Source organism: Streptosporangium sp. NPDC000095, from assembly GCF_042899335.1.
In the GTDB taxonomy this organism is placed as follows: domain Bacteria; phylum Actinomycetota; class Actinomycetes; order Streptosporangiales; family Streptosporangiaceae; genus Streptosporangium.
The window spans coordinates 115,916-137,666 of sequence record NZ_JBIAZS010000008.1 but is presented as its reverse complement, the minus strand read 5'-3'; the positions used below and the strand labels follow the sequence as shown (position 1 = coordinate 137,666).

17 protein-coding genes are annotated in these 21,751 nt (G+C 71.7%); 8 read left to right on the top strand and 9 right to left on the bottom strand.

Annotated elements, in window-relative coordinates; translation table 11 throughout:
- Nucleotides 1-11 precede the first annotated feature (11 nt).
- The 3 genes from ACFY3V_RS19470 to ACFY3V_RS19460 are packed head-to-tail and all read right to left on the bottom strand — an operon-like array spanning nt 12 to nt 3,267.
- Nucleotides 12-767 carry a thioesterase II family protein gene (locus ACFY3V_RS19470; RefSeq protein WP_389774975.1) on the bottom strand — a complete coding sequence of 252 codons (756 nt, stop codon included), beginning with the start codon at nt 765-767 and terminating at the stop codon, nt 12-14.
- On the bottom strand, nt 764-2,536 hold the full coding sequence (locus tag ACFY3V_RS19465; RefSeq protein ID WP_389774973.1) for a non-ribosomal peptide synthetase: 1,773 nt from the start codon (nt 2,534-2,536) through the stop codon (nt 764-766). The genes ACFY3V_RS19470 and ACFY3V_RS19465 overlap by 4 nt, the downstream gene beginning before the upstream one ends.
- Before the next feature lie 14 nt (nt 2,537-2,550).
- Nucleotides 2,551-3,267: an LmbU family transcriptional regulator gene (locus ACFY3V_RS19460; RefSeq protein ID WP_350950324.1), complete on the bottom strand. Its 717-nt coding sequence runs from the start codon at nt 3,265-3,267 to the stop codon at nt 2,551-2,553.
- 274 nt (nt 3,268-3,541) lie between these two features.
- Between ACFY3V_RS19460 and ACFY3V_RS19455 the strand changes: the two genes are divergently transcribed.
- The gene (locus ACFY3V_RS19455) at nt 3,542-4,966 is read left to right on the top strand and encodes a cation:proton antiporter (protein ID WP_389774970.1); all 1,425 of its coding nucleotides are present in this window, start codon (nt 3,542-3,544) and stop codon (nt 4,964-4,966) included.
- Nucleotides 4,967-5,129: 163 nt separating this feature from the next.
- Here the strand turns inward: ACFY3V_RS19455 and ACFY3V_RS19450 are convergent, their stop codons facing one another.
- Genes ACFY3V_RS19450 through purF form a run of 4 tightly spaced genes read right to left on the bottom strand, consistent with a single transcriptional unit; the run spans nt 5,130 to nt 9,715 of the window.
- On the bottom strand, nt 5,130-6,146 hold the full coding sequence (locus ACFY3V_RS19450; protein ID WP_389774967.1) for a hypothetical protein: 1,017 nt from the start codon (nt 6,144-6,146) through the stop codon (nt 5,130-5,132).
- A gap of 52 nt (nt 6,147-6,198) precedes the next feature.
- Nucleotides 6,199-7,416 carry a DegT/DnrJ/EryC1/StrS family aminotransferase gene (locus tag ACFY3V_RS19445; protein ID WP_389774964.1) on the bottom strand — a complete coding sequence of 406 codons (1,218 nt, stop codon included), beginning with the start codon at nt 7,414-7,416 and terminating at the stop codon, nt 6,199-6,201.
- Nucleotides 7,413-8,132 (bottom strand): methyltransferase domain-containing protein, encoded by a 720-nt coding sequence (locus ACFY3V_RS19440; RefSeq protein ID WP_389774961.1) that lies wholly within the window; start codon nt 8,130-8,132, stop codon nt 7,413-7,415. Before ACFY3V_RS19440 ends, ACFY3V_RS19445 begins: the two co-directional genes overlap by 4 nt.
- Before the next feature lie 32 nt (nt 8,133-8,164).
- Nucleotides 8,165-9,715, bottom strand: a complete 1,551-nt coding sequence (purF, locus tag ACFY3V_RS19435) for an amidophosphoribosyltransferase (protein WP_389774959.1) — start codon at nt 9,713-9,715, stop codon at nt 8,165-8,167.
- Between the two features lie 118 nt (nt 9,716-9,833).
- Between purF and ACFY3V_RS19430 the strand changes: the two genes are divergently transcribed.
- The 3 genes from ACFY3V_RS19430 (at nt 9,834) to ACFY3V_RS19420 (ending at nt 16,197) form a co-directional block, all read left to right on the top strand.
- On the top strand, nt 9,834-10,046 hold the full coding sequence (locus ACFY3V_RS19430; protein WP_350950330.1) for an MbtH family NRPS accessory protein: 213 nt from the start codon (nt 9,834-9,836) through the stop codon (nt 10,044-10,046).
- Between the two features lie 68 nt (nt 10,047-10,114).
- Nucleotides 10,115-12,622 (top strand): amino acid adenylation domain-containing protein, encoded by a 2,508-nt coding sequence (locus ACFY3V_RS19425; protein ID WP_389774956.1) that lies wholly within the window; start codon nt 10,115-10,117, stop codon nt 12,620-12,622.
- Complete coding sequence (locus tag ACFY3V_RS19420; RefSeq protein ID WP_389774953.1) at nt 12,619-16,197, top strand: condensation domain-containing protein; 3,579 nt, start codon at nt 12,619-12,621, stop codon at nt 16,195-16,197. The genes ACFY3V_RS19425 and ACFY3V_RS19420 overlap by 4 nt, the downstream gene beginning before the upstream one ends.
- Nucleotides 16,198-16,402: 205 nt before the next feature.
- On the opposite strand, the gene ACFY3V_RS19415 is transcribed toward ACFY3V_RS19420, so the two are convergent.
- A complete protein-coding gene (locus ACFY3V_RS19415) occupies nt 16,403-17,455 on the bottom strand; it encodes an NAD(P)-dependent alcohol dehydrogenase (RefSeq protein WP_362907339.1) in 1,053 nt (350 codons plus the stop codon).
- Between the two features lie 94 nt (nt 17,456-17,549).
- Between ACFY3V_RS19415 and ACFY3V_RS19410 the strand changes: the two genes are divergently transcribed.
- A complete protein-coding gene (locus tag ACFY3V_RS19410) occupies nt 17,550-18,128 on the top strand; it encodes a TetR family transcriptional regulator (protein WP_362907341.1) in 579 nt (192 codons plus the stop codon).
- 99 nt (nt 18,129-18,227) lie between these two features.
- On the opposite strand, the gene ACFY3V_RS19405 is transcribed toward ACFY3V_RS19410, so the two are convergent.
- On the bottom strand, nt 18,228-18,797 hold the full coding sequence (locus tag ACFY3V_RS19405) for a TetR/AcrR family transcriptional regulator (protein ID WP_389774948.1): 570 nt from the start codon (nt 18,795-18,797) through the stop codon (nt 18,228-18,230).
- A 92-nt stretch (nt 18,798-18,889) separates the two neighbouring features.
- Here ACFY3V_RS19405 and ACFY3V_RS19400 point away from each other — a divergent pair, with 92 nt between their 5' ends.
- The 3 genes from ACFY3V_RS19400 (at nt 18,890) to ACFY3V_RS19390 (ending at nt 21,454) form a co-directional block, all read left to right on the top strand.
- A complete protein-coding gene (locus ACFY3V_RS19400; RefSeq protein WP_389774945.1) occupies nt 18,890-19,855 on the top strand; it encodes a ketopantoate reductase family protein in 966 nt (321 codons plus the stop codon).
- 160 nt (nt 19,856-20,015) lie between these two features.
- Complete coding sequence (locus ACFY3V_RS19395) at nt 20,016-21,221, top strand: cytochrome P450 (protein WP_389774942.1); 1,206 nt, start codon at nt 20,016-20,018, stop codon at nt 21,219-21,221.
- A gap of 38 nt (nt 21,222-21,259) precedes the next feature.
- Nucleotides 21,260-21,454, top strand: a complete 195-nt coding sequence (locus ACFY3V_RS19390) for a ferredoxin (protein WP_362907584.1) — start codon at nt 21,260-21,262, stop codon at nt 21,452-21,454.
- Nucleotides 21,455-21,751 lie beyond the last annotated feature (297 nt).

The window sequence follows — 21,751 nt, the reverse complement described above, 5'->3', positions numbered from 1 at the left end:
GTTCGACTCGTTCAACCGGGGACACGCGCGGACATGCTCCGCGAGATCTCGTCCAGCAGGGCGGCGGGCGCCTGGAGGTAGCTCCAGTGCCCGCCGTCCAGCACCGTGTAGCGGGCCTCGCCGTAGGACTCCCAGCCGGCCATCTGCTCCGGGGGGATCTGCGTATCGCCCGACCAGCCGATCGCGGTGATCGGGCACGGCAGCTCCACCGGGTCGGTCTTGTCGAAGCGGCCGTAGGCGGCCACGTCGGCGCGCATGACGTCCGCGGCCATCTCCACCAGCTCGGGCATCGGCTCGGCGCCACGCGCCCGCATGAGGTCCGACACCAGCGCGCCCACCTGCTCCTCGTCGAGCTTGAGGATGCTCGGCCACGACGCCCGGTGCGGCGGGACCATCGAGGAGGCGAACAGGTGGCCGGGCAGCGGGCCGCCGCGCTCCATGAGCAGCAGTGTCGCCTCGTAGCCGATGAAGACCGTGCCGCAGTGGCTGATGAAGCCGAACGGCCGGTCCAGGTAGGGCTCCAGGCCCTCCAGCATCTCGGCGGCGACGGCCGCGTAGCTCTCGAACAACGGCTCGCGCAGCCGGTTCTCCCTGCCGGGCAGCTGGACGGGGCACAGCTCGATCCCGTCCACCTCGGCGGGCCAGCTGTGATACATCGACGCCCCCGCCCCCGGGTACGGCAGGCACCACAGCCTCGCCCTCGCCTCGGGGGCGGGGGTGCGCAACAGCCACGTGGGGCGGCTCTTCCTCCGCTTTCTCTCGGTCATCTCGCCTTTCCTTCCGCCTTGATGTTCCGGATGAGGGTCTCGGGGGTCGGCGCCCGCAGAAAGTCGCGCAGCCGGATCCGCACGCCGTAGCGCGTCCCGATCCGGTCGACGAGACGGGTGGCCGAAAGGGAGTCGCCGCCCGAGCGGATGAAGTGGTCGCCCAGCGCGCCGCGCGCCCCGAGCGCCTGCTCCCACAGCTCCAGCACCCCCGCCGTCACGAGGTCGGTCTCTTTCTCGTGCCCGCCGTCTCCGGGGGGAGCGGCTTCCCTCGGGGCGCCGGCTCCCGGGTGATCGGTTCCGCGGGGATCGCCCCAGGAGGGCGCGGGCAGCGCGCGCCGGTCCACCTTGTTGCTGGAGTTCAGCGGCAGCCGCTCCATCGCGGTCCAGGCGACCGGCACCATCGGTGCGGGCAGACGCGCCGAGGTGAAGGCACGCAGCTCCCCGGCCCAGGTCTCGCGCACGGTGCCGTCCGCGGTGCCGTCCCGGACGACGTAGGCGCACAGTCTCAGGTCGCCCCCGGGACCGGGCACGCCCGTCACGACGCACTCGCGCACCGCGGGGTGTTCGAGCAGTACGGCCTCCACCTCCGCGGGCTCCACCCGATGGCCACGGATCTTGACCTGCTGGTCGACGCGGCCGCGGTGCTCGAGCCGCCCGCCCGGCCGCTCCAGCACGAGGTCACCGGTCCGGTAGACACGGTCTCCTCCGCCCGAGGGATCGGGCAGGAAGCGTTCCGCGGTGCGGGCGGGCTCGCCCAGGTAGCCCCGGGCGAGCTCGGGACCGGAGACGAACAGCTCCCCCACCTCGCCGGCCGCGACCGGAGTCAGGCCGGAGGTGAGGACGGGCACGCCGACATCGGGCCAGGCGCGCCCGATGGGGGGCCGGGCGCGCCTGGCGGCCTCGTCGGCGGTGACCGAGGTGAGGCGGTCCTCCAGCGGGACCAGGCAGCTCGTCACGCCGTTGGCCTCGGCGGAGCCGTACTCCACCGCGACCTCGAACGGCAGGTCGGGCGAGGGCCACACGCGCACCGCGTCGCTGCCGACCGTCATGAGCCGCAGCGCCGTCCGCTCGGGCCACGGCAGGCCGTACAGCAACTCGGCGAGCGGCATGTTCACGTACGCGCGGGTGATGCCCGAGGCGACCATCCAGTCGCGCAGTTCCGGTGGTGAGCCCGCGGTCGCCGCGTCGGCGACGTGCACGCTCGCGCCGGAGCACAGGTACGGCCACAACTCCACCACCGAGACCGACGAGGCCGGGGGAGCCAGCCAGCTGGAGCGGTCGGCGGGGGTGATGCGGTACGCCTCGGCGTGGGTGGCGACCCGGTGGGCGATCGCCCGGTGGGTCACCCCGACGAGCTTGGGTCGCCCCGTCGACCCGGAGGTGTGCACCGCGTACGCGAGCTGGTCCTCGTGCACGGGGACGCCGGGACTCTCGCCGGAGGGTTCGGCGTCGAGAGGACCGTCGATCACCACGGGGCAGCCGTCGAGGACCGCGGCGACACGGTCCTCGGGCCAGCCGGGGTCGAGCAGCACCGCCGCGCCGCCCGCCTTGCAGACGGCGAGCAACGCGACGAGCAGGTCGGGGGAGCGGTCAAGCCGCAGGGGGACGAGGGTCTCGGGGCCGACGCCGCGTCGCAGGAGCGAGCGGGCGAGGCCGTTGGCACGGGCGTCGAGGTCTCGATACGTGAACAGGACGGCCCCGGAGACCAGGGCCGTCCTGTTCGGTGCCTCGGACGCCTTCTTCTCGAACAGCGTGTGGACGGCGTCCACCTGTCCTCCGTTCCTCACCCGGCCTTGGCGTCGCGGAGCTCGCGTGCGGGGATCTCACCGGTGGCGACCTGGTTGAGGATGAGCCTCGCCCACTCCTCCACGCTGCGGTTCATCCGGCGGGCCGCGTCACGCCACGACTGCTCCTGGTCGACCGGTACGTCGATATGGATGACGGCCTTCTCCTTGGCGGCCTGCGCGGCCCGGTCCGACGCGGAAAGGGCCGCGGTGCGGTGGGCCTTGATCTGGCTGCGGAGACGATTTCTGGACCAGTTGAAGCGTTCGGCGCGGTCCAGCCAGAGCATCTGCTCGTGGTCGGGAAGCGCGGCCACTTCCGCGTGGTGCTGAAGGCTGAGCTTGTCTCGCCGGCGGGATACCGGGAATCGCCGCGCGACCCAGGCGTAATTGCGCAGGGTCTGGATATCCAGGGAGCTCTCCTCGACCGCTCTCTTGTAACGGTCGGTGTATTCGGTTTCGCCGTAGACCAGCCAGTCGCCGAGCCACCAGGCGGAGGAGTCGGCGATGAGGGAGATCTGGTGACCGATCCGCCGCCAGGTGTCGAAGGGGAGGCTCGACGGGAGCTGCAGCCCGGTCCTCCGGGGCTTGGCGGACGCGTCCAGGGCCAGCTTGGAGCCCTGTGGGCTACTGCGGCGCGGTGCCGGGACGGGAGGCCTCTCATCACAGGATGGGGGGACTTGGCGGTTCGCCTCTCGGTTGGGGGAGAGCACCTGCATGCGACTGTTCCTCCGGATTTCTGTGCACTTGGAGTGAGTCAGGTCTGTCCCTTACCCGTCGTTCCGGAAAGCGCACTTTCGATCATGAGTAATTTCGAGACGGCCCTCCTGAGGTACAACGGAAATGCGAAAACACGCCGTTGACCAGCTGAGTCTCCAATCAGCTTGGCGATTTTTTTTGCTCTGTGATATACGCGCCGGTTCAGAATTCAACCTCTCGGAAATGGAATCGATCATGCCGTATCCAAGGTTTCGGTCCGCGAATACGCGCACTTTGTGTCATTCTCTGGTCGCGTACGGTCTCGCGATCGTGCTGCCCTCCGTGCTGGCGCTGCTGATGCTGGGACTCGACCCGGGGACGGCCACCGGTCCCGTCCCGGTGCCCTCGGTGGAGCCGGGGCGGGAGCAGGAGGTGCCGGCCACCCCTCTGCTGCTGCTGTCCATCACGGTGGTCGTCGCGCTGGCCCACTTCGGCGGGGCCGTCTTCCGCGGGCTGGGCCAGCCCCGGGTGATCGGGGAGATGGCCGCGGGCATCGTGCTCGGCCCCTCCCTGCTCGGCGCCGTGTGGCCCGAGGCCTACCGCGCGCTGTTCCCCAGCGCCGTGATGCCGTATCTGAACCTGCTGGCCCAGTTCGGGCTGGCCTTCTTCATGTTCCTGGTCGGGCTGGAGTTGCGCGGCGACCTGCTGCGCGGCCGGGGCCGGGTCGCGGCGCTCTGCGGCCAAGCGAGCGTGGCGATCCCGTTCGCGCTCGGGGTCGCGCTCGCCCTGCTGATCTACACGCCGCTGGCGACCGCCTCCGTCGACTTCCCGGTCTTCGCGCTGTTCGTCGGGGCCGCGCTGAGTGTCACCGCGTTTCCCGTACTGGCGAGGATCCTGCTGGAACGCGGGCTCTTCCACACCCCGACCGGAGCGCTCACCGTCACCTGCGCCGCCATCGCCGACGTCACCGCGTGGCTGCTGCTGGCCGTGGCGGTCACCATGGCGAAGGGCTCCTCGCCCGCCGAGGCGCTGCGCACGCTCGGTCTCACCGTCGCCTTCGCCGCCGTCATGGTCGGGGTGGTACGGCCACTGCTGACCCGGCTGCTGCGCCGGGGGCTCTCCCAGGAGGCGACCCTGCCCGTCGTCATCGTGGGCCTGCTCGTCTCAGGACTGCTGACCGAGCTGATCGGCATCCACCTGATCTTCGGAGCCTTCCTGTTCGGCGTCCTGTTCCCGCGCGACGGCGACGTACGGCTGCGGCGGGTCCGCGAGCGCACCCAGGACTTCACCACCTCCTTCCTGCTGCCGCCCTTCTTCGCCTTCGTCGGGCTCAACACCCAGATCGGGCTGCTCAGCCAGGACCTGGCCATGTGGGGATGGTGCCTGCTGATCCTCGCCGTCGCCGTGGTGGGCAAGGTCGGCGGCGTGATGGTCATCGCCAGGCCGATGGGTGTGCCGGGGAGAGAGGCCGTGCGGCTCGGGGTGCTGATGAACTGCCGGGGGGTGACCGAGCTGGTGATCCTGAGCATCGGCCTCGGCCTCGGCATCATCACCCAGGTGCTGTTCACGATGCTGGTGATCGTCGCGCTGGTCTCCACGGCCGCGACGGCGCCCCTGCTCGGGCTGCTCGACCGGTGGGACGCGCGGCGCGACGGGAAGGCGTCGGACGGGAGCCGAGGGGAGCCCGAGGCGGCGGGAGCGGTGCCCCGATCCGCCTGAACCGAGATCGGGGGCCGAGAACGGGAGGCCGGAATCGGGGAATCGGGGAGGGGGAGAGCGGGAAGCCGGCGAGGAGAGAGCAGGGGGCCGGTGAAGAACAGGGGAGGCGGGAAGCCATGAACGGGTGCGACGAGAGGAGGGGCGGGGAGGTGGGGGAGCGGGGTCAGGAGGCGCGGGGCAGCACCCGGGGCTCCGTGCCCAGCTCGCGCAGCTTGGCGCGGACCTCCTGCGGGCTCTCCCCGGCGACGGTGAGCCGGGAGGTGGCGAACACCTCGCCGTCGGCGTCGGTGATCGGGTCACCGCTGTAGGGGATCTCGCCGCTGAAGCGGGCGGCGTACAGGTGGTCGCGCAGCTCGGGCCGGGCGTGCAGGGAGAAGATCGGCAGCCGGGTCGCCATCGCGGCCAGCCGCATGGTGCCCGACACCCGGGGGTTGATCTCCAGCAGGTGCACCTCCCCGGTCCTGGTCAGCAGGAACTCCACCTCCAGGTAGCCGTGCGCCTCGGCCAGGTCGGCGAGCCGCTTGCCGACGGCCCGCAGCTTGCGCTCCCAGGTGCCGCCGAGCGTCGGGCCGGGGCACAGCCGCAGCCGCCGCCACGGCGGGATCAGGTCGGGCGAGGTCGCCCCCTTCCACACCGGCGGGAACGTCGCCGTGCCGTGCTCGTCGCGGTAGACCAGCACCGAGTACTCGATCCCGTCGACATACAACTCGCCCAGCTCGTTGGGGGCGAGGCGGCACTCGTCCGCCCGGGTCAGCCGGGTGCCGACACTCTGCGTGCCGTGCCGGTCCTTGATGACCACGGGGGTGTCGGGGCCCGTCTCGGGCAGCGGCTCACCGGCCCGCGCCCACGGCGGGGAGACCAGGCGGTAGCGGTCGAAGAACTCCTTCATCAGGATCTTGTCGCTGCCCAGCGAGGCGCACAGCCGTGACTGGCACTCGGCCCCGTGGCCGAGCTCGCGGAGCCGGAAGGCGAGCAGCTGGTCGCGGCCGAGTGTCGTGTGGCTGGAGTGGAAGACCACCGTCGCCCGTGGCGTCTCGCCGATCGCGTCGAGCAGCGGGGCCACGTCGACGCGGTGGTCCTCGCCGGTGAAGACGACCCGGTCCCGCGGGCCGAGGTCGACGAAGTGACCGAACCAGCTCTCCAGGCTGGCGGGGGCGACGGCATGGATGACGGGAGACATTTGTCGGCTCATGTGGATTACTCCGGAATCGACGCTGGAAACAGGAATGACGTTACGCGGTACGCGCCATCGAGAATGCGTCGTCGAACGCCTCGAGATACGCGCCGACCAGTGGTGAGTTCGGTTCCCAAAGAAAGTTCACCGGCAATTTCATCCACCTGGCGAACAATTCCGTGGAACGCGGGAACGGCCGGTCGTTCACCGCCGCGGCGGCCCGCACGGCGGCGGCGACCGCCGGTGACCAGTCGGGCGCGGTGCCCTGGAAGAGCGGGAAGACGTGCAGCGGCCGGGTGGCCGGGGCGCGCACCTTCAGGCCGCGCTCCTGACCGGCACTCACCAGCTCGTCCCGGCTGAACGGGCACTCCGGCGTCACCTCGACGACCCCGTCGTACCACGCCCCCATCGTGACGCCCTCGGCGACAGGGGAGGGGCGCACGCCCGGCAGCGCGCCGAGCCCCGCGGACAGGGCGGACATGTTGCCCCCCCTGCGTTCCACCAGCTCGTCCAGGCGGTCGAGGTGGCTCTGGGCGAGCACGGCCCCCGGCGTGGAGATGCGGAAGTTGCCGCCGAGCCCGGTGAGCAGGAACGGCTGGTAGCGGGCGGCGTCGATGGTGAGGTCGGTGCGGTGCCGGAAGTTGGTCAGCAGGCAGGCGCGGGCGAAGACGTCCTCGGAGTCGGTGAGGAGCATGCCGCCCATGCCCCCCGAGATCAGCTTCCTGCCGCCCACGCTGAAGACCGAGATGTCGCCCATGGAGCCCACGGGCCGGGAGCGGAAGGTGGAGCCGTGGGCGTGCGAGCAGTCCTCGACCAGCGCGAGCCCGCGCCGGTCGGCCACCGCGCGCAGGGCGTCCATGTCGCAGCTGTGGCCCCACAGGTGAGTGACGACGATCGCGACCGTACGGGACGTGACCAGCGCCTCCACGTCCGCCGCGGCCACGTTCCCGTCGGCGCCGCCCGCGTCGCAGAGCACCGGCACCGCGCCCAGCAGGAACAGCGGTGAGGCGGTGCTGAAGAACGTGAGGTCCGGGACGATCACCTCGTCGCCGGGGCCGATGCCCAGCGCGAAGTAGGCGGCGAGCAGTCCCGCGGTGCCGGAGGTGAGCGCGAGGGCGTGGGCGCGGCCGTGCCGCTCGGCGAACGACCGCTCCAGCTCGGCCAGTTCGGGGCCGTAGTCGTAGTCGAACGTGCGCCCCAGCGTCACCAGCTCGGCGACCCTCGCCGCCACGCCGTCGTCGTAGACCGGCCATTCGAGCGGGTGCGGCGGGCTCACGCGACCGCCCCCTTGCGGACCACGAGCCTGGTCACCGCGTGGGTGTGCGGTTCCTCGTGGCCCTTGTGGGTGTGCGTGGAGTCGGTGTCGGTGGCGCTCAGCACGGTCCACCCGGCGTACCTGGCGAGATACCAGTCGTGGGGCAGCAGGACCGGCATGCGCATCTCGCCGGCGGGAGGTACGTAGGCGTGGCCGCGGTTGAACATGAGCAGGGCGTTCACCCCTCCTGGCCTGGTCGCCGCCTGGAGTCCGGCGACGACGTCGGCGACCTGTTCCTCGTCCTCCAGCCAGTGCAGGACGCTGCACGCCAGCACCCCTTCGAACGCGGCGGGCTCCAGATCGGCGGTGCGCGCGTCGCCCCGCCGCCACTCGATCCCCCCGGCGTCACCCCACGCCCGCGCGCCGTTCTCCAGCGCGGCGGCCGACACGTCCATCGCGAGCACCCGCGCGCCCCGCTGGGCGAGCCGCACCGCGTTGCGTCCCTCACCGCACCCCACGTCGAGGACGGCGGGCGCGCCCGCGCCGGGTGGCGAGGCGGGCGGGCCGATCTCCTCGGGGGCCGCCGGCAGGGAGAGCGCGTCTGCCAGGGCGTCGGAGATCCGGTCTGGCCTGCGTCCCCACAGGCAGGCGGTCCTGGTGTACCGGGCGTCGCATCCACCGTCGTCGTCGTAGCCGGTCGGCCGCATGTGCTGTGTGTGCTGTGTGTTGGGTTCCATTTGGCGGAGGCTAGGCGCGGCCTTGATCACCGTCAACGGGGGTGGACGGCCGCCGGAGGCGCCGCGTGCCGCAGGGCCTGTGCGGGTACGAGCTTCAACTTGTCGCGTCCCTGACTCACCGGGGTGGGGTACTCGCCGGTGATGCAGCCCTCGCACAATCCCTCGCCCGCCGCGCTGCCGACCGTGTGACGCATGCCCGCCACCGACAGGTACGCCAGGCTCGTCGCGCCGATGATCCGGCACACCTCCCCGGTCTCGCGGCCGGTCGCGACCAGCTCACCGGTGTCGACGATGTCCACCCCGTAGTGGCAGGGCGCGATCAGCGCCGGAGCGGCGATCCGCACGTGCACCTCGCTCGCCCCCGACTCGCGCAGCAGCGTGACGATGCGCCGCATGGTGGACCCGCGCACGATCGAGTCGTCGACCACCACGACCCTGGCCCCGTCCACCGGCGAGCCGATGGAGAACTTGCGCCGCAGCTTGCGTTCGCGCCGCCGCCGGTCGGGCTCGATGAACGTCCTGCCCACCTGCTCGTCGCGGACCAGCGCCCCGGCCAGCGGGAGTCCGGCCGCCCGCGCGTACCCCCTGGCGGCGGGCACACCGGAGGCGGGGACGGCCACGACCAGGTCGGCGTCCGCCGGGGACTCCAGCGCCAGCCGTTCACCGAACGCCATCCGCGTCGCGCCGGTCCTGGCGCCGCCGATCCTGGAGTCCTGCCTGGTCAGGTAGAGGTGCTCGAACACGCAGAAGCCGCGCGGGGCGGGGGCCGCCACGCGGTACGTCCCGATCGGCCGGCCGTCGCGCAGGACGAGCAGCTCGCCCGGCTCCACCTCCCGCTGCCCGGAGCAGCCGAGCGCGTCGAGCGTGCAGGTCTCCGAGGCGACGACCGCCCTGCCCTCGGCGAACCCGGCGACCAGGGGACGGATGCCGTGCGGGTCCCTGAAGGCCACGAGCCGGTCGCCGACGGCGCACACCACCGAGTACGCGCCGCGCAGCACCCGCATGGCCCGCGCGACCGCCACCACGATCGGGTCGGAGTCGGGGTAATCACTGTCCTGAGAGGCCGGGCCATCAACGGCGTTCAGGTCGTTCAGGCCGTTCAGACGATCCTGAGCGGCCGCGCCGTGCGGGCCGTCCGAACCGTCTGGCCCGTTCAGGCCGTTCAGGGCGCCGGCGAGAAGGGCGAGGATGACCTCGGAGTCGCTGGTCGAGCGGAACGCGTAGCCCTCGCGGCCGAGCCGGGCGCGCAGTTCGGCGGCGTTGGTGAGATCACCGTTGTGCGCCAGCGCGATGCGCCGCGCCTCGTGCACGAAGGGCTGGGAGTTCTCCAGCAGCGTGGCGCCCGTGGTGGAGTAACGGGTGTGGGCGACCGCGAGCCTCCCGGCGGGCCAGTCGTCGCGGGCGGAGTCACCGCAGTCCGAGCGCGAGGCGAACCCCAGCGACCGCCGGACCCGCACGCCCTCCGGTCCGGCCACCGCGATGCCCCACGACTCCTGGCCACGGTGTTGCAGGGTGACGAGCCCGTCGAAGGCCAGCCGCCCGGCGGTCCCATCGAGAACAGATACGCCGGCTATTCCACACATAGCTCCCCTTCAAAACCCTAACATTTCGCGGAAAGTGCGTTAAATCGCTTCTGCTTGACCATGGCATTGTTTGATTGCAACGTCGTGTCGAATGGCGAATGAGGCAAAGGAGAGTCGAATGGCAGAGTCAGTGGATACGGCCGAGTACACGGTGGTGCGCAATCACGAGGAGCAGTACTCCATATGGTGGGCCGACCGTGACATTCCCGAGGGCTGGCGCAGCGTCGGCCACAACGGCACGCGTGAGGAGTGCCTGGCCCACATCGAGGAGGTCTGGACGGACATGCGTCCCCTGAGCCTGCGCCGCTGGATGGACGGCGAGCGACCCTGACCCGCGCGCCCGCCGAGGAGCACGCCGACGAACGGTCCCCCGAGGACGGTCCCCCTAAGGAGGAGCCGATGGACACGATCCAGGAGCACGACGCGCGCCTGGTCGTCGAGGAATGGAACCGCACCGAGCTGGCCGACGAGCCGGCGACCGTCATCGAACGGTTCGCCGCCCAGGTCGCCAGGTCGCCCGACGCCACGGCGCTGACGGACGAGGAGGGCACGACCCTCACCTACGACGAGGTACGCCGCGCCGCCAACCGCCTCGCCGGACACCTGCTCGCCCTCGGCCTGCGCCCCGAGGACCGCTGCGCCGTCTACCAGCGCCGCTCGGCCGGCATGGTCGTGTCCATGTTCGGGACACTCGCCGCCGGTGGCGCGTACGTGCCGATCGACGAGGGCAACCCGCCGGAACGGGTCGAGGCGATCCTGCGCGACGCCGACACCGCCGTGGTGCTGGCCGACTCCACCACCGAGGCCGAGGTGCCGCCCGGCCCGTGGTGCGTGGTCAACGTCGACGACCACCCCGGCAACGACGAGAGCGACCCCGAGGTCCGGCCGCATCCGGCCAACCTCGCCTACGTCATGTACACCTCGGGCAGCACGGGGGCCCCCAAGGGCGTCCTCATCGAGCACCGCGCGGTCACCGCGTTCGTCAGGGGCGCCCAGCACCTGTACGGGCTCTCTCCCCAGGACCGCTTCGTGCAGTTCTCCTCGATCGCCTTCGACGTCTCCACCTTCGACGCCTTCGGAGCGCTGCTGTCGGGCGCGGCCCTGCACGTCGCCTCCACCGAGACCCGCACCTCCTCGACGCGCCTTCGCGACCTGCTGCGCGAGCGCCGCATCTCCGTCTACATGGGCACCCCCGGGGTGCTGAGACTGCTGGAGCCCGGCGACTTCCCCGACCTGCGGGTCGTCGCCGTCGGAGGCGAGAGCTACTCGGGTGAGTTCACCACCCGCTGGGCGGCCGGACGCAGGTTCGTCAACAGCTACGGCCCCACCGAGACCACCGTCGGCGTCATCACCCAGGAGTGCGAGGGACACTGGGACGCCTCGCCGCCCATCGGACGCGCCATGCCCAACCACCGGGCCTACGCGCTGGACGAGTCGATGCGTCCCGTCCCGATCGGCACGGTCGGCGAGCTGTACGTGGGAGGCCCCGGCCTCGGACGCGGCTACCTGGGCCGCCCCGGCACGAGCGCGGCCTCCTTCGTCCCCGACCCGTTCGCCACCACGCCCGGCGAGAGGCTCTACCGCACCGGCGACCTGGTGCGCTGGACCCCCGAGGGCGAGCTGGTCTTCGCCGGGCGGGCCGACCGCCAGGTCAAGGTCCGCGGCGTCCGCGTCGAGCTGGAGGAGATCGAGGCGACCCTGTGCAGGCACCCCGACATCGCGCACGCCGTGGTCGAGGCCGAGGCGCGCGACGACGGCGACGCCCGCCTGATCGCCTACGTCGTCTCCACCGCCCCCGAACCCCCCGGCGTCACCGAGCTGCGCGAGACCGCGGCCAGGTGGCTGACGGCCCCGCTGGTGCCCAACGAGTTCGTCCACGTGCCCGAGATCCCGCTCACCCCGGCCGGCAAGGTCGACCGCGACGCCCTGGCCGAGGCGAGGGGGCGGCGCGCGGCCGCCGTGGAGACCGGCGACACCAAGAACGCCAGGGACGCCGAGGACACCGAGGACACCAAGCACGCCATGGACGCCAGGGACGCCGAGTGGACGCCGACCCGGCGCAGGGTGGCCGAGGAGATCGTGAAACCGCTGCTCGGCGTCGACTCCCTCGGCCCGCACGACCACTTCTTCGAGCTGGGCGGCACCAGCATCCAGGTCATCCAGCTCCTCGGCAAGGTACGCACGACCTTCGGCATCGAGGTGCCGGTCGTCGAGTTCTTCGACCGGCCCACCATCGCCGGGGTCGCCGACGCCGTCGACTCCGAGGTCCGCTCCGACATCAAGGACATCGTCCGCGAGGGCTGGGACGACATCGCCGACCGCTACGCCGCCTTCCAGTCGGAGTTCTCCGACGGCCCCCGCATGACCTGGACCGGCCACCTGCTCGGCATGCTGCCCGACGAGGACGCGGCCGTGCTGGAGCTGGGCGTCGGCGGCGGCCACGAGTCGTCGCGCCGCCTGGCCGAGGCACACCACCTCACCGCCGTGGACATCTCCGCCGAGCAGCTCAGGCTCGCCGCGAAGACCCTGCCCGGCGCGACGCTCGTCCAGGCCGACATGGCCCAGGCGGAGTTCCCCGACGCCTCCTTCGACGCGGTGGTGTCCATCTACACCCTCACCCACCTGCCGAGGGAGGAGCTTCCCGCCCTGCTGAAGGGCATCGCCCGCTGGCTCAAGCCGGGCGGTCTGCTGCTGGCCACGCTCATGACCGAGGACATCCCCGGCGCGGTGGAGGAGTGGTTCGGCTCGACCATGTTCTTCTCCGGCTTCCCCACCGAGGAGAACCTGCGCCTGCTGCGCGAGGCGGGCCTGGTCCCCGAACGCGACGAGGTCGTGGCGCAACGGACCCCGCTCGGGGAGTCACGCTTCCTCTGGGTGATCGCGAGAAAGACGGAGGGGCCGTCGTGACCGGCCTGCCCGTCCGCACCGCCCCGCTGTCCTACCTTCAGGAGCAGCTCTGGTTCGTCGAGCAGGACGATCCGGGCAACGGCTCGTACAACGAGCTGAAGGTGCTCGTCCTGGACGGCACGCTGGAGGCCGCCAGGCTCGGGCGGGCGCTGGAGCAGGTGGTCGCGCGGCACGACGTGCTGCGCACCACCTTCGTCTACCAGGGCGCGGAACCGGTGCAGGCGGTCTGGGAGCGGGGTCCCGTACTGCGCGAGGCGACCGTCGGCGGCGAGCAGGCGCTCATGGAGTACGCCCGCGAGGTCGCCGAGGCCCCCTACGACCTCGCCTCGGGACCGCTGCTGCGCGCCTCGCTCGTCACGCTCGGCGCGGATCGGCAGGCGCTGGTGCTCGGGGTCCACCACATCATCAGCGACGGGTTCTCGATGAACCTGCTGCTCGACGAACTGGACGCCGCCTACCGGGGAGAACTCCCCGGCGGGCCCCGGAGCGGACCGCATGGCGGATCACACGATGAGCCGCCCGGTGAATCGCCGAGCGGGCCACGTGACGAGCCCTCCGGCGAGTCGCGGAACGGCTCGCGGAACGGCTCACGGGACGAGCCGCCCGGCGAGCCATCGGACGGGACGCGAGAGAAGTCACCGGACGAGCCGCCCGCCCAGTACGGCGACTTCGCCCGCTGGCAGCGCGAACAGTTCAGCGGGGGCCGCCTCGCCGCCGACGTCGACCACTGGCGGCGGGAACTCGACGGAGCGCCCACCGTGCTCGAACTGCCCGCCGACCGGCCCCGGCCGCGCCGCCGTGCGGGCGAGGGCAGGCGCGAGCGCTTCCCGCTCGACCCCGCCCTCACGGGCCCGCTCGGCGAGGTCGCCGAACGGGTCGGCGGCACCGTCTTCACCGTGCTGCTCGCCGCCTTCACCGCCACCGTCTACCGCTACACGGGACGCGGCGACATGGTGCTCGGCACCGGCGCCCCCGGCCGCCCCGGACGCGGGTTCGACGGCGCACTCGGCTTCTTCGCCAACATCGTGCCCGTACGGCTGCGCCCGGCGGGCGAGATGCCCTTCACCGACCTGGCCGACGCGGTCAGCGAGGCCGCCTTCGACGCCTTCGACCACCAGTACGTGCCCTTCGAAAAACTCGTGGAGTTCCTGCAGCCCGAGCGAGACGCCGGGCACACCCCGCTCGTGCAGGTCGTCTTCACCATGTGGGACGCCGGGGCGGCCGAGCGTTCCGTCGGCGGCGTGCCCGCGGCCGAGGTCGAGGTGACACGCGGCCGGTCCCGCTTCGACGTCGCGGTCGAGGCGGTACGCCGGGGCGACCGGGTCGACCTCTTCGTCGAGTACGACGACGCCCTCTTCGACGAGGCCACGATCGCCCGGGTGATGCGCCACTACGACCGGGTGCTGCGGGCCGTCGCCGACGACCCCACCCGGACCCTGGCCGACATCCCGATGATCGGCCCGGAGGAGCTGGTCACCCTCACCCAGGGCGACGTGACCGTGCTCGACCACGACGGCAACGTGCTGCCCGCCGGGGCCGTCGGCCGGCTGGTTCACCGCTCCGGCGGCGAGGGCGTGGCAGGTCCCAGCGGACGCCTCGCCATCCGCAGGCCCGACGGGCGCGTGGTCGAACGCGGGCGCGAGGACCGCCTGGTCGGCATCGGCCCCTTCCAGGTGCAGCTGGAGGACGTCGAGGAGGCACTGCGCGCGCACCCCGCCGTCCGCGACGCCGCCGTCGTGGCGGTCGAGGGCGGCGCGGGCCGCGAGCTGGTCGCCTACGCCGTCGCCGAGCCGCCGCCCGACGAGCTGCGCGCCACCCTCGTCGAGCGGCTGCCGCAGTACATGGTGCCCGCCGTCGTCGTGCCGGTGGACCACATCCCGCGCGCCGAGGACGGCCGCGTCGAGACCGGCAGCCTGCCCGACGCCGGCAAGCGCGCGGAGCGGACCGAGCTGCCCGCCCTGGAGGCCGCGCTCTGCGTCATCTGGGCACGCGTCATGAACCTCGACGAGGTGGAGCCCGACGACGACTTCTTCGCCCTGGGCGGCCACTCCATGCTCGCGGCCCGCCTGGTGCGTGAGATCGCCTCCGTGCTCGCCGTGCGCGTACCGCTCATGGCCCTCTTCGAGAACTGCACCCCCGCCGACCTCGCCGACTACATGGCGGCGAGGCATCCCACACTGGAGCACACCCTCGGCGACGCGGGCCGCGCGAGCCGTCCGCTCCCCGTCGGGGAGACCGAGGACGTCGGGGAGATCGAGCGGGACGGCGAGGAGCCCGACACCAGCGCGCTGTCCACCGCGCAGCTGCAGATCTGGATCAACGAGCAGCTCGCGGGCGGCGACGCCCGCGACTTCATCGCCGCCGTCACCTACCGGGTGCGCGGCCCGCTCGACGTGGACGCCCTGCGCGGCGCGTTCGACGCGCTGGTCGCGCGACACGAGAACCTGCGCGCCCGTGTGGCGCTCGTCGGCGACGTGCCGGTGCTGCGCTTCGACCCCGGCGTACGCGTCGAGGTGCCCGTCGAGGACCTCACCGGCCTGCCGGAGCAGGAACGCGCGCCGGAGGCGGCCCGCCGCACCGCGAGCGACGCCGACCGCGGCTTCGACCTGTCGGCCGCGCCCTTGGTGAGGGCCACCCTCTACCGGCTCGGCGAGAACGACCACGTCCTCGCGCTCGTTCAGCACCACCTGGTCACCGACGGCGTGTCCATCGGGCTGCTCGTGGGCGAGCTGGGCCGCCTGTACTCCGAGCGGGACGCCACCCCCGCCGCTCCGCACCTGCGCTTCGCCGACTATGTCGCCTGGGAACAGGCCTGGCTCGGCGGCCCCGAGGCTGCGGCCTCGGAACGCTTCTGGCGCGAGCGGCTGCGCGAGGCGCCGGAACTGGTCCTGCCCAGGACCCGCGGCGGGCGACGCGAGAGCCGCGACACCGAGATGATCGCCCACCGCCTGCCGCACGCGGAGTCACGGCGGCTGCTCGCGCTGGCCAGGCAGAACAGAGCCACCCCCTACATGCTGGTAACGGCCGCGTTCGCGGCGATGCTCGCCCAGTGGAGCGGCCAGGACGACGTGGTGATCGGCACCACCGCCGACAACCGGCCGCTGCCCGGCCTGGAGGGCGTGGTCGGCTGCTTCGTCAACATGGTGGCGCTGCGCGTCGACTGCGGCGGCGACCCCACCTTCACCGAGCTGGCCGGGCGGGTGCGCAGGACCGTGCTGGAGGCGTACGCCCACCAGAGCACCCCGTTCAACGAGGTGGTGCGGGCCTTGAAGATCCACCCGGACCCGCGCAGGATGCCGCTGTTCCAGGTGACGTCCGACTGGGCCGGCGACGGACCGGCGATCCCCGAGCTGGCCGGGTGTGAGGTGGGGTTCGACTACGTACACACCAGGGCGAACCGCTACGAGCTGGAGATGTACGCCGGGATGGCGGGGGAGCAGGTGGTGCTCGACCTGGAGTACGCCGTCGAGCTGTGGGACCGTAAGGAGGTCGAGGAGCGCCTGTCGCGGGTGGCGGCGCTGCTCACCCGCGCCGTGGCGGAGCCGGACACCAGGCTCTCGGAGCTGCTCGGCTGACCGACCCCCTTGGTGAGGCGACCTTCCTTCGCGGGGTCGCCTCATCGGGGCGGGTTTCCCACTATTGGGTTGTCGGGAAACCCGCCAATCCCGACGTTCCCCGTCCTTCGTCCTCCACGGGAGCGTCACGGGCTTTGAGCGGCGACGCACCGGCCGGTGATGACGGGCCCCGTCGTGACCCACCGGCCCGTTGCGTCGGGGGTGGTCAGGATGCGGGTTGGTCGAGGTCGGACAGGTCCAGGACGAAGCGGTAGCGGATGTCGCCCTGGCCGAGCCGGGTGAGCGCTTCCTGGTTGAGGGTGGAGGGGAGCACCTCGACATCGGCGGTGATCTGGTGCTCGGCGCAGAAGCCCAGCAGTTCGGCGGTGTGGCGGCGGCCGCCGGTGCCGGAAGCCGTGAGCTTCTTGCGGCCCTGGATCAGGTCCATGACCGACACGGTGGTGGGGAGCGGGTAGCCGAGCACGGCTACCGTGCCGTCCATGACCGCCATGCGCAGCAGCGGGGACAGGTCGTGCGGGGCGGGGATGGTATCGAGGATGAGGTCGAACCGTCCGCGCGCCGCCGCGAGCCGCGCGTCGTCGGTGGTCACCAGTACGTCGGCGGCGCCGAGTTTGCGGGCGTCGTCGGCTTTTCCCGGAGTTCGGCTGAGGACGGTGACCTCGGCGCCGAGCGCGGCGGCCAGTTTCACGCCCAGGTGCCCCAGGCCGCCGAGGCCGGCCACGGCGACCCGACTGCCCGGCCCGATCCCGGCCGCGCGTAGCGGTTCCCACATGGTGATCCCGGCGCACATCAGCGGTGCGGCGCCGGCCGCGTCCAATGTGTCGGGCAGCCGGTAGGCGAACGTCTCGCGCAGCACGTACTCGCGGCTGTAGGCGCCCTGTGTCTTGGTGCCGTCGACGCGGTCGAGCCCGCCGTAGGTGGTGGTGGGCCGCTCGTAGCAGTAGTTCTCCTGCCCAGCCTGGCACATCGCGCAGGCCTCGCAGGAGTCGACGACGGTACCGACCGCGACCCGGTCGCCGAGGGCGAAGCCGGTGACGGCGGCTCCGGCGGCGGTGACCGTGCCGGTGAACTCGTGACCGGGCACCAGGACGCCCTCGCCCAGGGCGCCGGTGATCCGGTGCAGGTCGCTGTGGCAGACACCGCAGAAGTCGATGCGCACGGCGATGTCGTCATCGCGTAGATCCCGGCGCTCGATCGCGACCCGTTCCAGCGTCGTGGAACCGTCGCCGGTGCTCTGCCAGCCGATGGTGGTGCGCATGAATCCTCCAAAAAAACAAACCATTCGGTCTGCCTCACCGTACCTATTCTGGTCGCGAAAGCAAACCAACTGGTCTGTCTGATATCGTGCTCCCGTGCCTGAACTGCCCACCACCCCGCGTGGCGCTGCGACCAGTCGCCGCATCCTCGACGCGGCCGCCGAGGAATTCGCGCAGTACGGCATCGCCGGAGCCCGGATCGACCGCATCACCGCGGCGGCGCGCACGAACAAGGCTCAGCTCTACGGCTACTTCGGCAGCAAGGACGGCCTGTTCGACGCGGTCATCGCCGACCTGTCCAGCCGGCTCATGACCGCGGTCCCCCTCAACGCCGACGACCTGCCCGGCTGGGCCGTCGGCATGTACGACGAGAACCTGCGCCATCCGGAACTGGTGCGCCTCATGACCTGGCTGCGGCTGGAGCGCCGCCCGACCGGCCGCCTGACCGACAGCCCCGCCGACGGCCCGAAGATCGCCGCCATCACCGCCGCCCAAGCGGCCGGGCGCGTGCGCGATGGCGACCCCGCCGACCTGATGGGCCTGATCATCGCCATGGCGTGCGCGTGGTCACCGGTCAGCGCCTTCTACGCCGCCACGGCCGGCGAGCCCGCCGCCGACCACGACCGCCGCCGCGCTCTGCTGCACGACTGCGTCGCACGCGCCGTTACTCCCTGACCGGCCCGCGACCCGGGTGACCGCCCCGGACCGCATCTTCGCCGCCGTACCACTGACCGGATCCTTCGCTCGCGGCATGCGACCTCGCGTCGCACCTTGTCATAGCGGGCGGCGCAGCCCGTCCAGCACAAGGGTGATGACACCGTCGGCCTCGGCCCGCCAATCGGGGCGGTCATGGGCCGCGCCGATGCCGTGCAGCACCATCATCAGGGAGCCGGGATCCACGTCGTCGCGGACGGCGCCGTCTCGCACGGCGGCGGTCACCAGGTCGGTGACGGCCTGCTCCAGTGCCCTGCTGCCCTCGGCGAGGGCACTCGAGCGATCGGCCATGAGCGTGGCCAATGTCCGGGCCAGGCCCTCGTGGGCGTCTATGTGGTCGACCATGCCGCGTAGGAAGGTCGCCAATGCCTCCGCCGCGGGCAGCGTGGCCTGCAGTCGGCGGGCGCGGTCGCACAGTGCGGCGACCTCTCCGTGGTAGACCGCCTCGGCCAGTGCCTCCCGGGTGGGGAAGTGGCGGTACAGCGTGCCGGTGCCCACGCCGGCCAGCTGGGCGAAGTCGTCGAAGCGCAGGTCGAAGAAGTCTCCGGTGTCGAAGATCTCCCGGGCCTTGGCGATCAGGGCCTCGCGGTTGCGCCGGGCGTCGGCGCGCAGTGGCTTGTCGGCGGTCATGCGTTCCCTCGCGTTGACAAGTGGAGATGGCCTCCATATCTTCAAATAAGTGGAGATGACCTCCAAATCAATCGTACCCCATGAGGTGCAGCGTGAAGATCCTGATGTTCGGCCGAGGCGTGATCGCCACCATCTACGGCTGGGCCCTGGAACGGGCCGGCCACGACGTCGAGTTCTACGTCCGGCCCGGCCGCGCGGCGACGTACGGCGAAGCGATAGACCTCGACCTGCTCGACGCACGACGGCGGCCGTGGGGGGAGCGCGTCGTCGAGAGGTGGCCGGTGCGCTTGCGCGAGACGCTGGAGCCCGACCACGACTTCGACCTGATCGTGCTCAGCGTGTCGCACCACCGCCTCGCCGAGGCGGCGGCCTTCCTGACCCCGCGCGTCGGCCGGGCCACGGTGCTGGTCTTCGGCAACGTCTGGACCGAGCCGCTGACCGCGATCGGCGACCTCCCCTCCGAGCAGGTCGCCTGGGGCTTTCCTCAGGCCGGTGGGGGCTTCGGCGCGGACGGCGTCCTCCGCGGGACGTTGCTGCCGTCGGTCGTCTTCGGCACCCTCGGCCCGCCCCCGACCGACCGGGAGCGGGCCGTACGCCAGGCGTTTCGCGAGGCCGGACTCCGGCTCAAGGAGCGGCCCGACTTCCGCGGCTGGCTGTGGGTCCATTTCGCGTCGGGTGCCGGCCTGCTCTCACAGGGCCTGCGGCTGGGTTCCCTGTCCAAGCTGGCCGGGACAAGGGGCGACCTGCGCGAAGGGCTGCTGGCCGGCCGGGAGCTTCTGCCGCTCCTGCAGGCGCGCGGTGTCGACCTGCGACGTCACCGGGGCGGTGTGCTGCTGTTCCGTGTGCCCACCTGGCTGACGGCCCCCGTGCTCGCCTGGCTGACCGCTCATGTCGCGCTCGCGCGCGTGAGTTTCACGGCGCACTCCGATCCCGACGCCGAGGAGCCGCGTGAGGTCTGCCGGGACACCCTGGCCGAAGCACGACGGTTGGGCATCTCGGTACCGCGACTGGAAGCGGCGGAACCGCACTTCGCCCGCGAGGGGGCGGGACGAGTCTGAATCCACCGATATCTGTCGGTCCCGGTGGTCCATTGCGGCTCCTTGGTCCGTCGCATCCCAGGGCCGAACCCGGTTGCACCGGTCGACCAACCGCCGTTCACATGCGGCTTTTCGTTGTCCAGCCTCTATCGCCCGTCCGTGACGTCGTGGAAGGAAAGTCATGACCACCGCAGAGAAGCACGAGTTCCCCATGGCCCGTACGTGCCCGTTCGCGCCGCCGCCGGCGTACGAGGAGATCCGCGAAGGAGAGCCGGTCTCGCGGGTTCGTCTGCCCGACGGCGGGTGGGCCTGGGTGGTCAGCCGCCACGAGGACGTGCGAACCGTGTTGAACGACCGGCGGTTCAGCGCCGACCGGGAACATCCGGACTTCCCGTCACTGGTCAAGGGCGAGGCGGCGTTCCGGCGGCCGGACGAGGAGCGCTTCCTGATCTCGATGGACGCGCCCGAGCACGGGCCGGCGCGCAAGGCCGTACTCGGCGAGTTCACGGTGCGCCGGTTGGAGGCGCTGCGGCCGCGGATCCAGGAGATCGTCGACGGGCAGATCGACGCGCTGCTGGCCGGGCCGCGGCCCGGTGACCTGGTGGAATCGCTGTCGCTGCCGGTCCCGTCACTGGTGATCTGCGAGATGCTGGGCGTGCCCTACGCCGACCATGAGTTCTTCCAGGAGCACACGGTGAAGGTGATCAAGCAGTCGACGCCGCCCGAGGAGCGGGGGGCGGCCATGATGGCCATCCAGGGCTACATGACCGACCTCATCGCGCAGAAGGAGGAGAACCCGCCGGACGACCTGCTCGGGCGGCAGATCGTCAAGCTGCGCGCGGACGGCACCTACCGGCGGACGGCACTGGCCCGCATGGGCTTGCTGCTGCTCGTGGCCGGCCACGAGACGACGGCGAACATGATCTCGCTGTCGACCGTGGCGTTCCTGCGCGACCCGGAGCAGCTCGCGATGATCAAGGCTGACCCGGGCAGAACGCTCAACGCGGTCGAGGAGATGCTGCGCTACTTCACGATCATCGACGTGGCGACGGCCCGGCTGTGCGTCGAGGACGTCGAGGTCGGCGGGCAGCTGATCCGCGCCGGCGAAGGAGTGCTGGCGCTCGGGTATTCGGCCAACCGGGACCCGCGGGCGTTCGAGAACCCGGACGAGCTCGACATCGAGCGCGGCGCGCGCCACCACGTTGCGTTCGGGTTCGGGCCGCACCAGTGTCTGGGCCAGAACCTGGCTCGGATGGAGCTGCAGATCGTGTTCGACACGCTGTTCCGCCGCGTCCCCACGCTGGAGCTGGCGATGGATGTCGACGAGCTGCCGTTCAAGGACGACGCGAACATCTATGGCCTGTACCAGCTCCCGGTGACCTGGTAGCGGACGAACCGCCATCCCCGTCTCAGGAGGAGAGGGCCATGAAAATCATCGCGGACACCGACAGGTGCGTCGGTGCCGGACAGTGCGTGCTCACTGAGCCCGCGCTGTTCGACCAGAGCGAGGACGACGCCACAGTCATCGTGCTGAACGAGACACCGGAGGGCGAGCTGGTCCAGAAGGCCCGCGAAGCGGTGCACCTGTGCCCTGGCCAGGCACTCTCCCTGGAGGAGTGAGGCAATCCGTGGATGGCCGTACAGCCTGAAAGGATCACGCTGATCGGTGTGGGACGCCGAACGGCGCGTCTCCGCTCGAACAGGGCAGTGGCCGCGCGAGAGCCGGTGAGCCAGGAGCAGGCGGCGGCCGTTCTCGGAGAGCAGCGGCAGGCCGATACCCGTCACCGCCGCCGGCGTGTGCCGTGGCCGCCGAGCCCAGCAGTGGCGCGGTCGCGACGGCACCGGCCACCACGGCGGCGCCCCGCGACAGCGAACGCCGGTCCCATGCTCCGTTGTCAGCCACAACCTTCTCCTTTT

Bases quoted from the DNA above. Each gene is read 5' to 3' on its own strand.
- ACFY3V_RS19470 (WP_389774975.1), bottom strand. From the start codon at position 767: ATGACCGAGAGAAAGCGGAGGAAGAGCCGCCCCACGTGGCTGTTGCGC.
- ACFY3V_RS19460 (WP_350950324.1), bottom strand. From the start codon at position 3,267: ATGCAGGTGCTCTCCCCCAACCGAGAGGCGAACCGCCAAGTCCCCCCA.
- ACFY3V_RS19450 (WP_389774967.1), bottom strand. From the start codon at position 6,146: ATGTCTCCCGTCATCCATGCCGTCGCCCCCGCCAGCCTGGAGAGCTGG.
- ACFY3V_RS19440 (WP_389774961.1), bottom strand. From the start codon at position 8,132: ATGGAACCCAACACACAGCACACACAGCACATGCGGCCGACCGGCTAC.
- purF (WP_389774959.1), bottom strand. From the start codon at position 9,715: ATGTGTGGAATAGCCGGCGTATCTGTTCTCGATGGGACCGCCGGGCGG.
- ACFY3V_RS19430 (WP_350950330.1), top strand. From the start codon at position 9,834: ATGGCAGAGTCAGTGGATACGGCCGAGTACACGGTGGTGCGCAATCAC.
- ACFY3V_RS19425 (WP_389774956.1), top strand. From the start codon at position 10,115: ATGGACACGATCCAGGAGCACGACGCGCGCCTGGTCGTCGAGGAATGG.
- ACFY3V_RS19415 (WP_362907339.1), bottom strand. From the start codon at position 17,455: ATGCGCACCACCATCGGCTGGCAGAGCACCGGCGACGGTTCCACGACG.
- ACFY3V_RS19405 (WP_389774948.1), bottom strand. From the start codon at position 18,797: ATGACCGCCGACAAGCCACTGCGCGCCGACGCCCGGCGCAACCGCGAG.
- ACFY3V_RS19395 (WP_389774942.1), top strand. From the start codon at position 20,016: ATGACCACCGCAGAGAAGCACGAGTTCCCCATGGCCCGTACGTGCCCG.
- ACFY3V_RS19390 (WP_362907584.1), top strand. From the start codon at position 21,260: ATGAAAATCATCGCGGACACCGACAGGTGCGTCGGTGCCGGACAGTGC.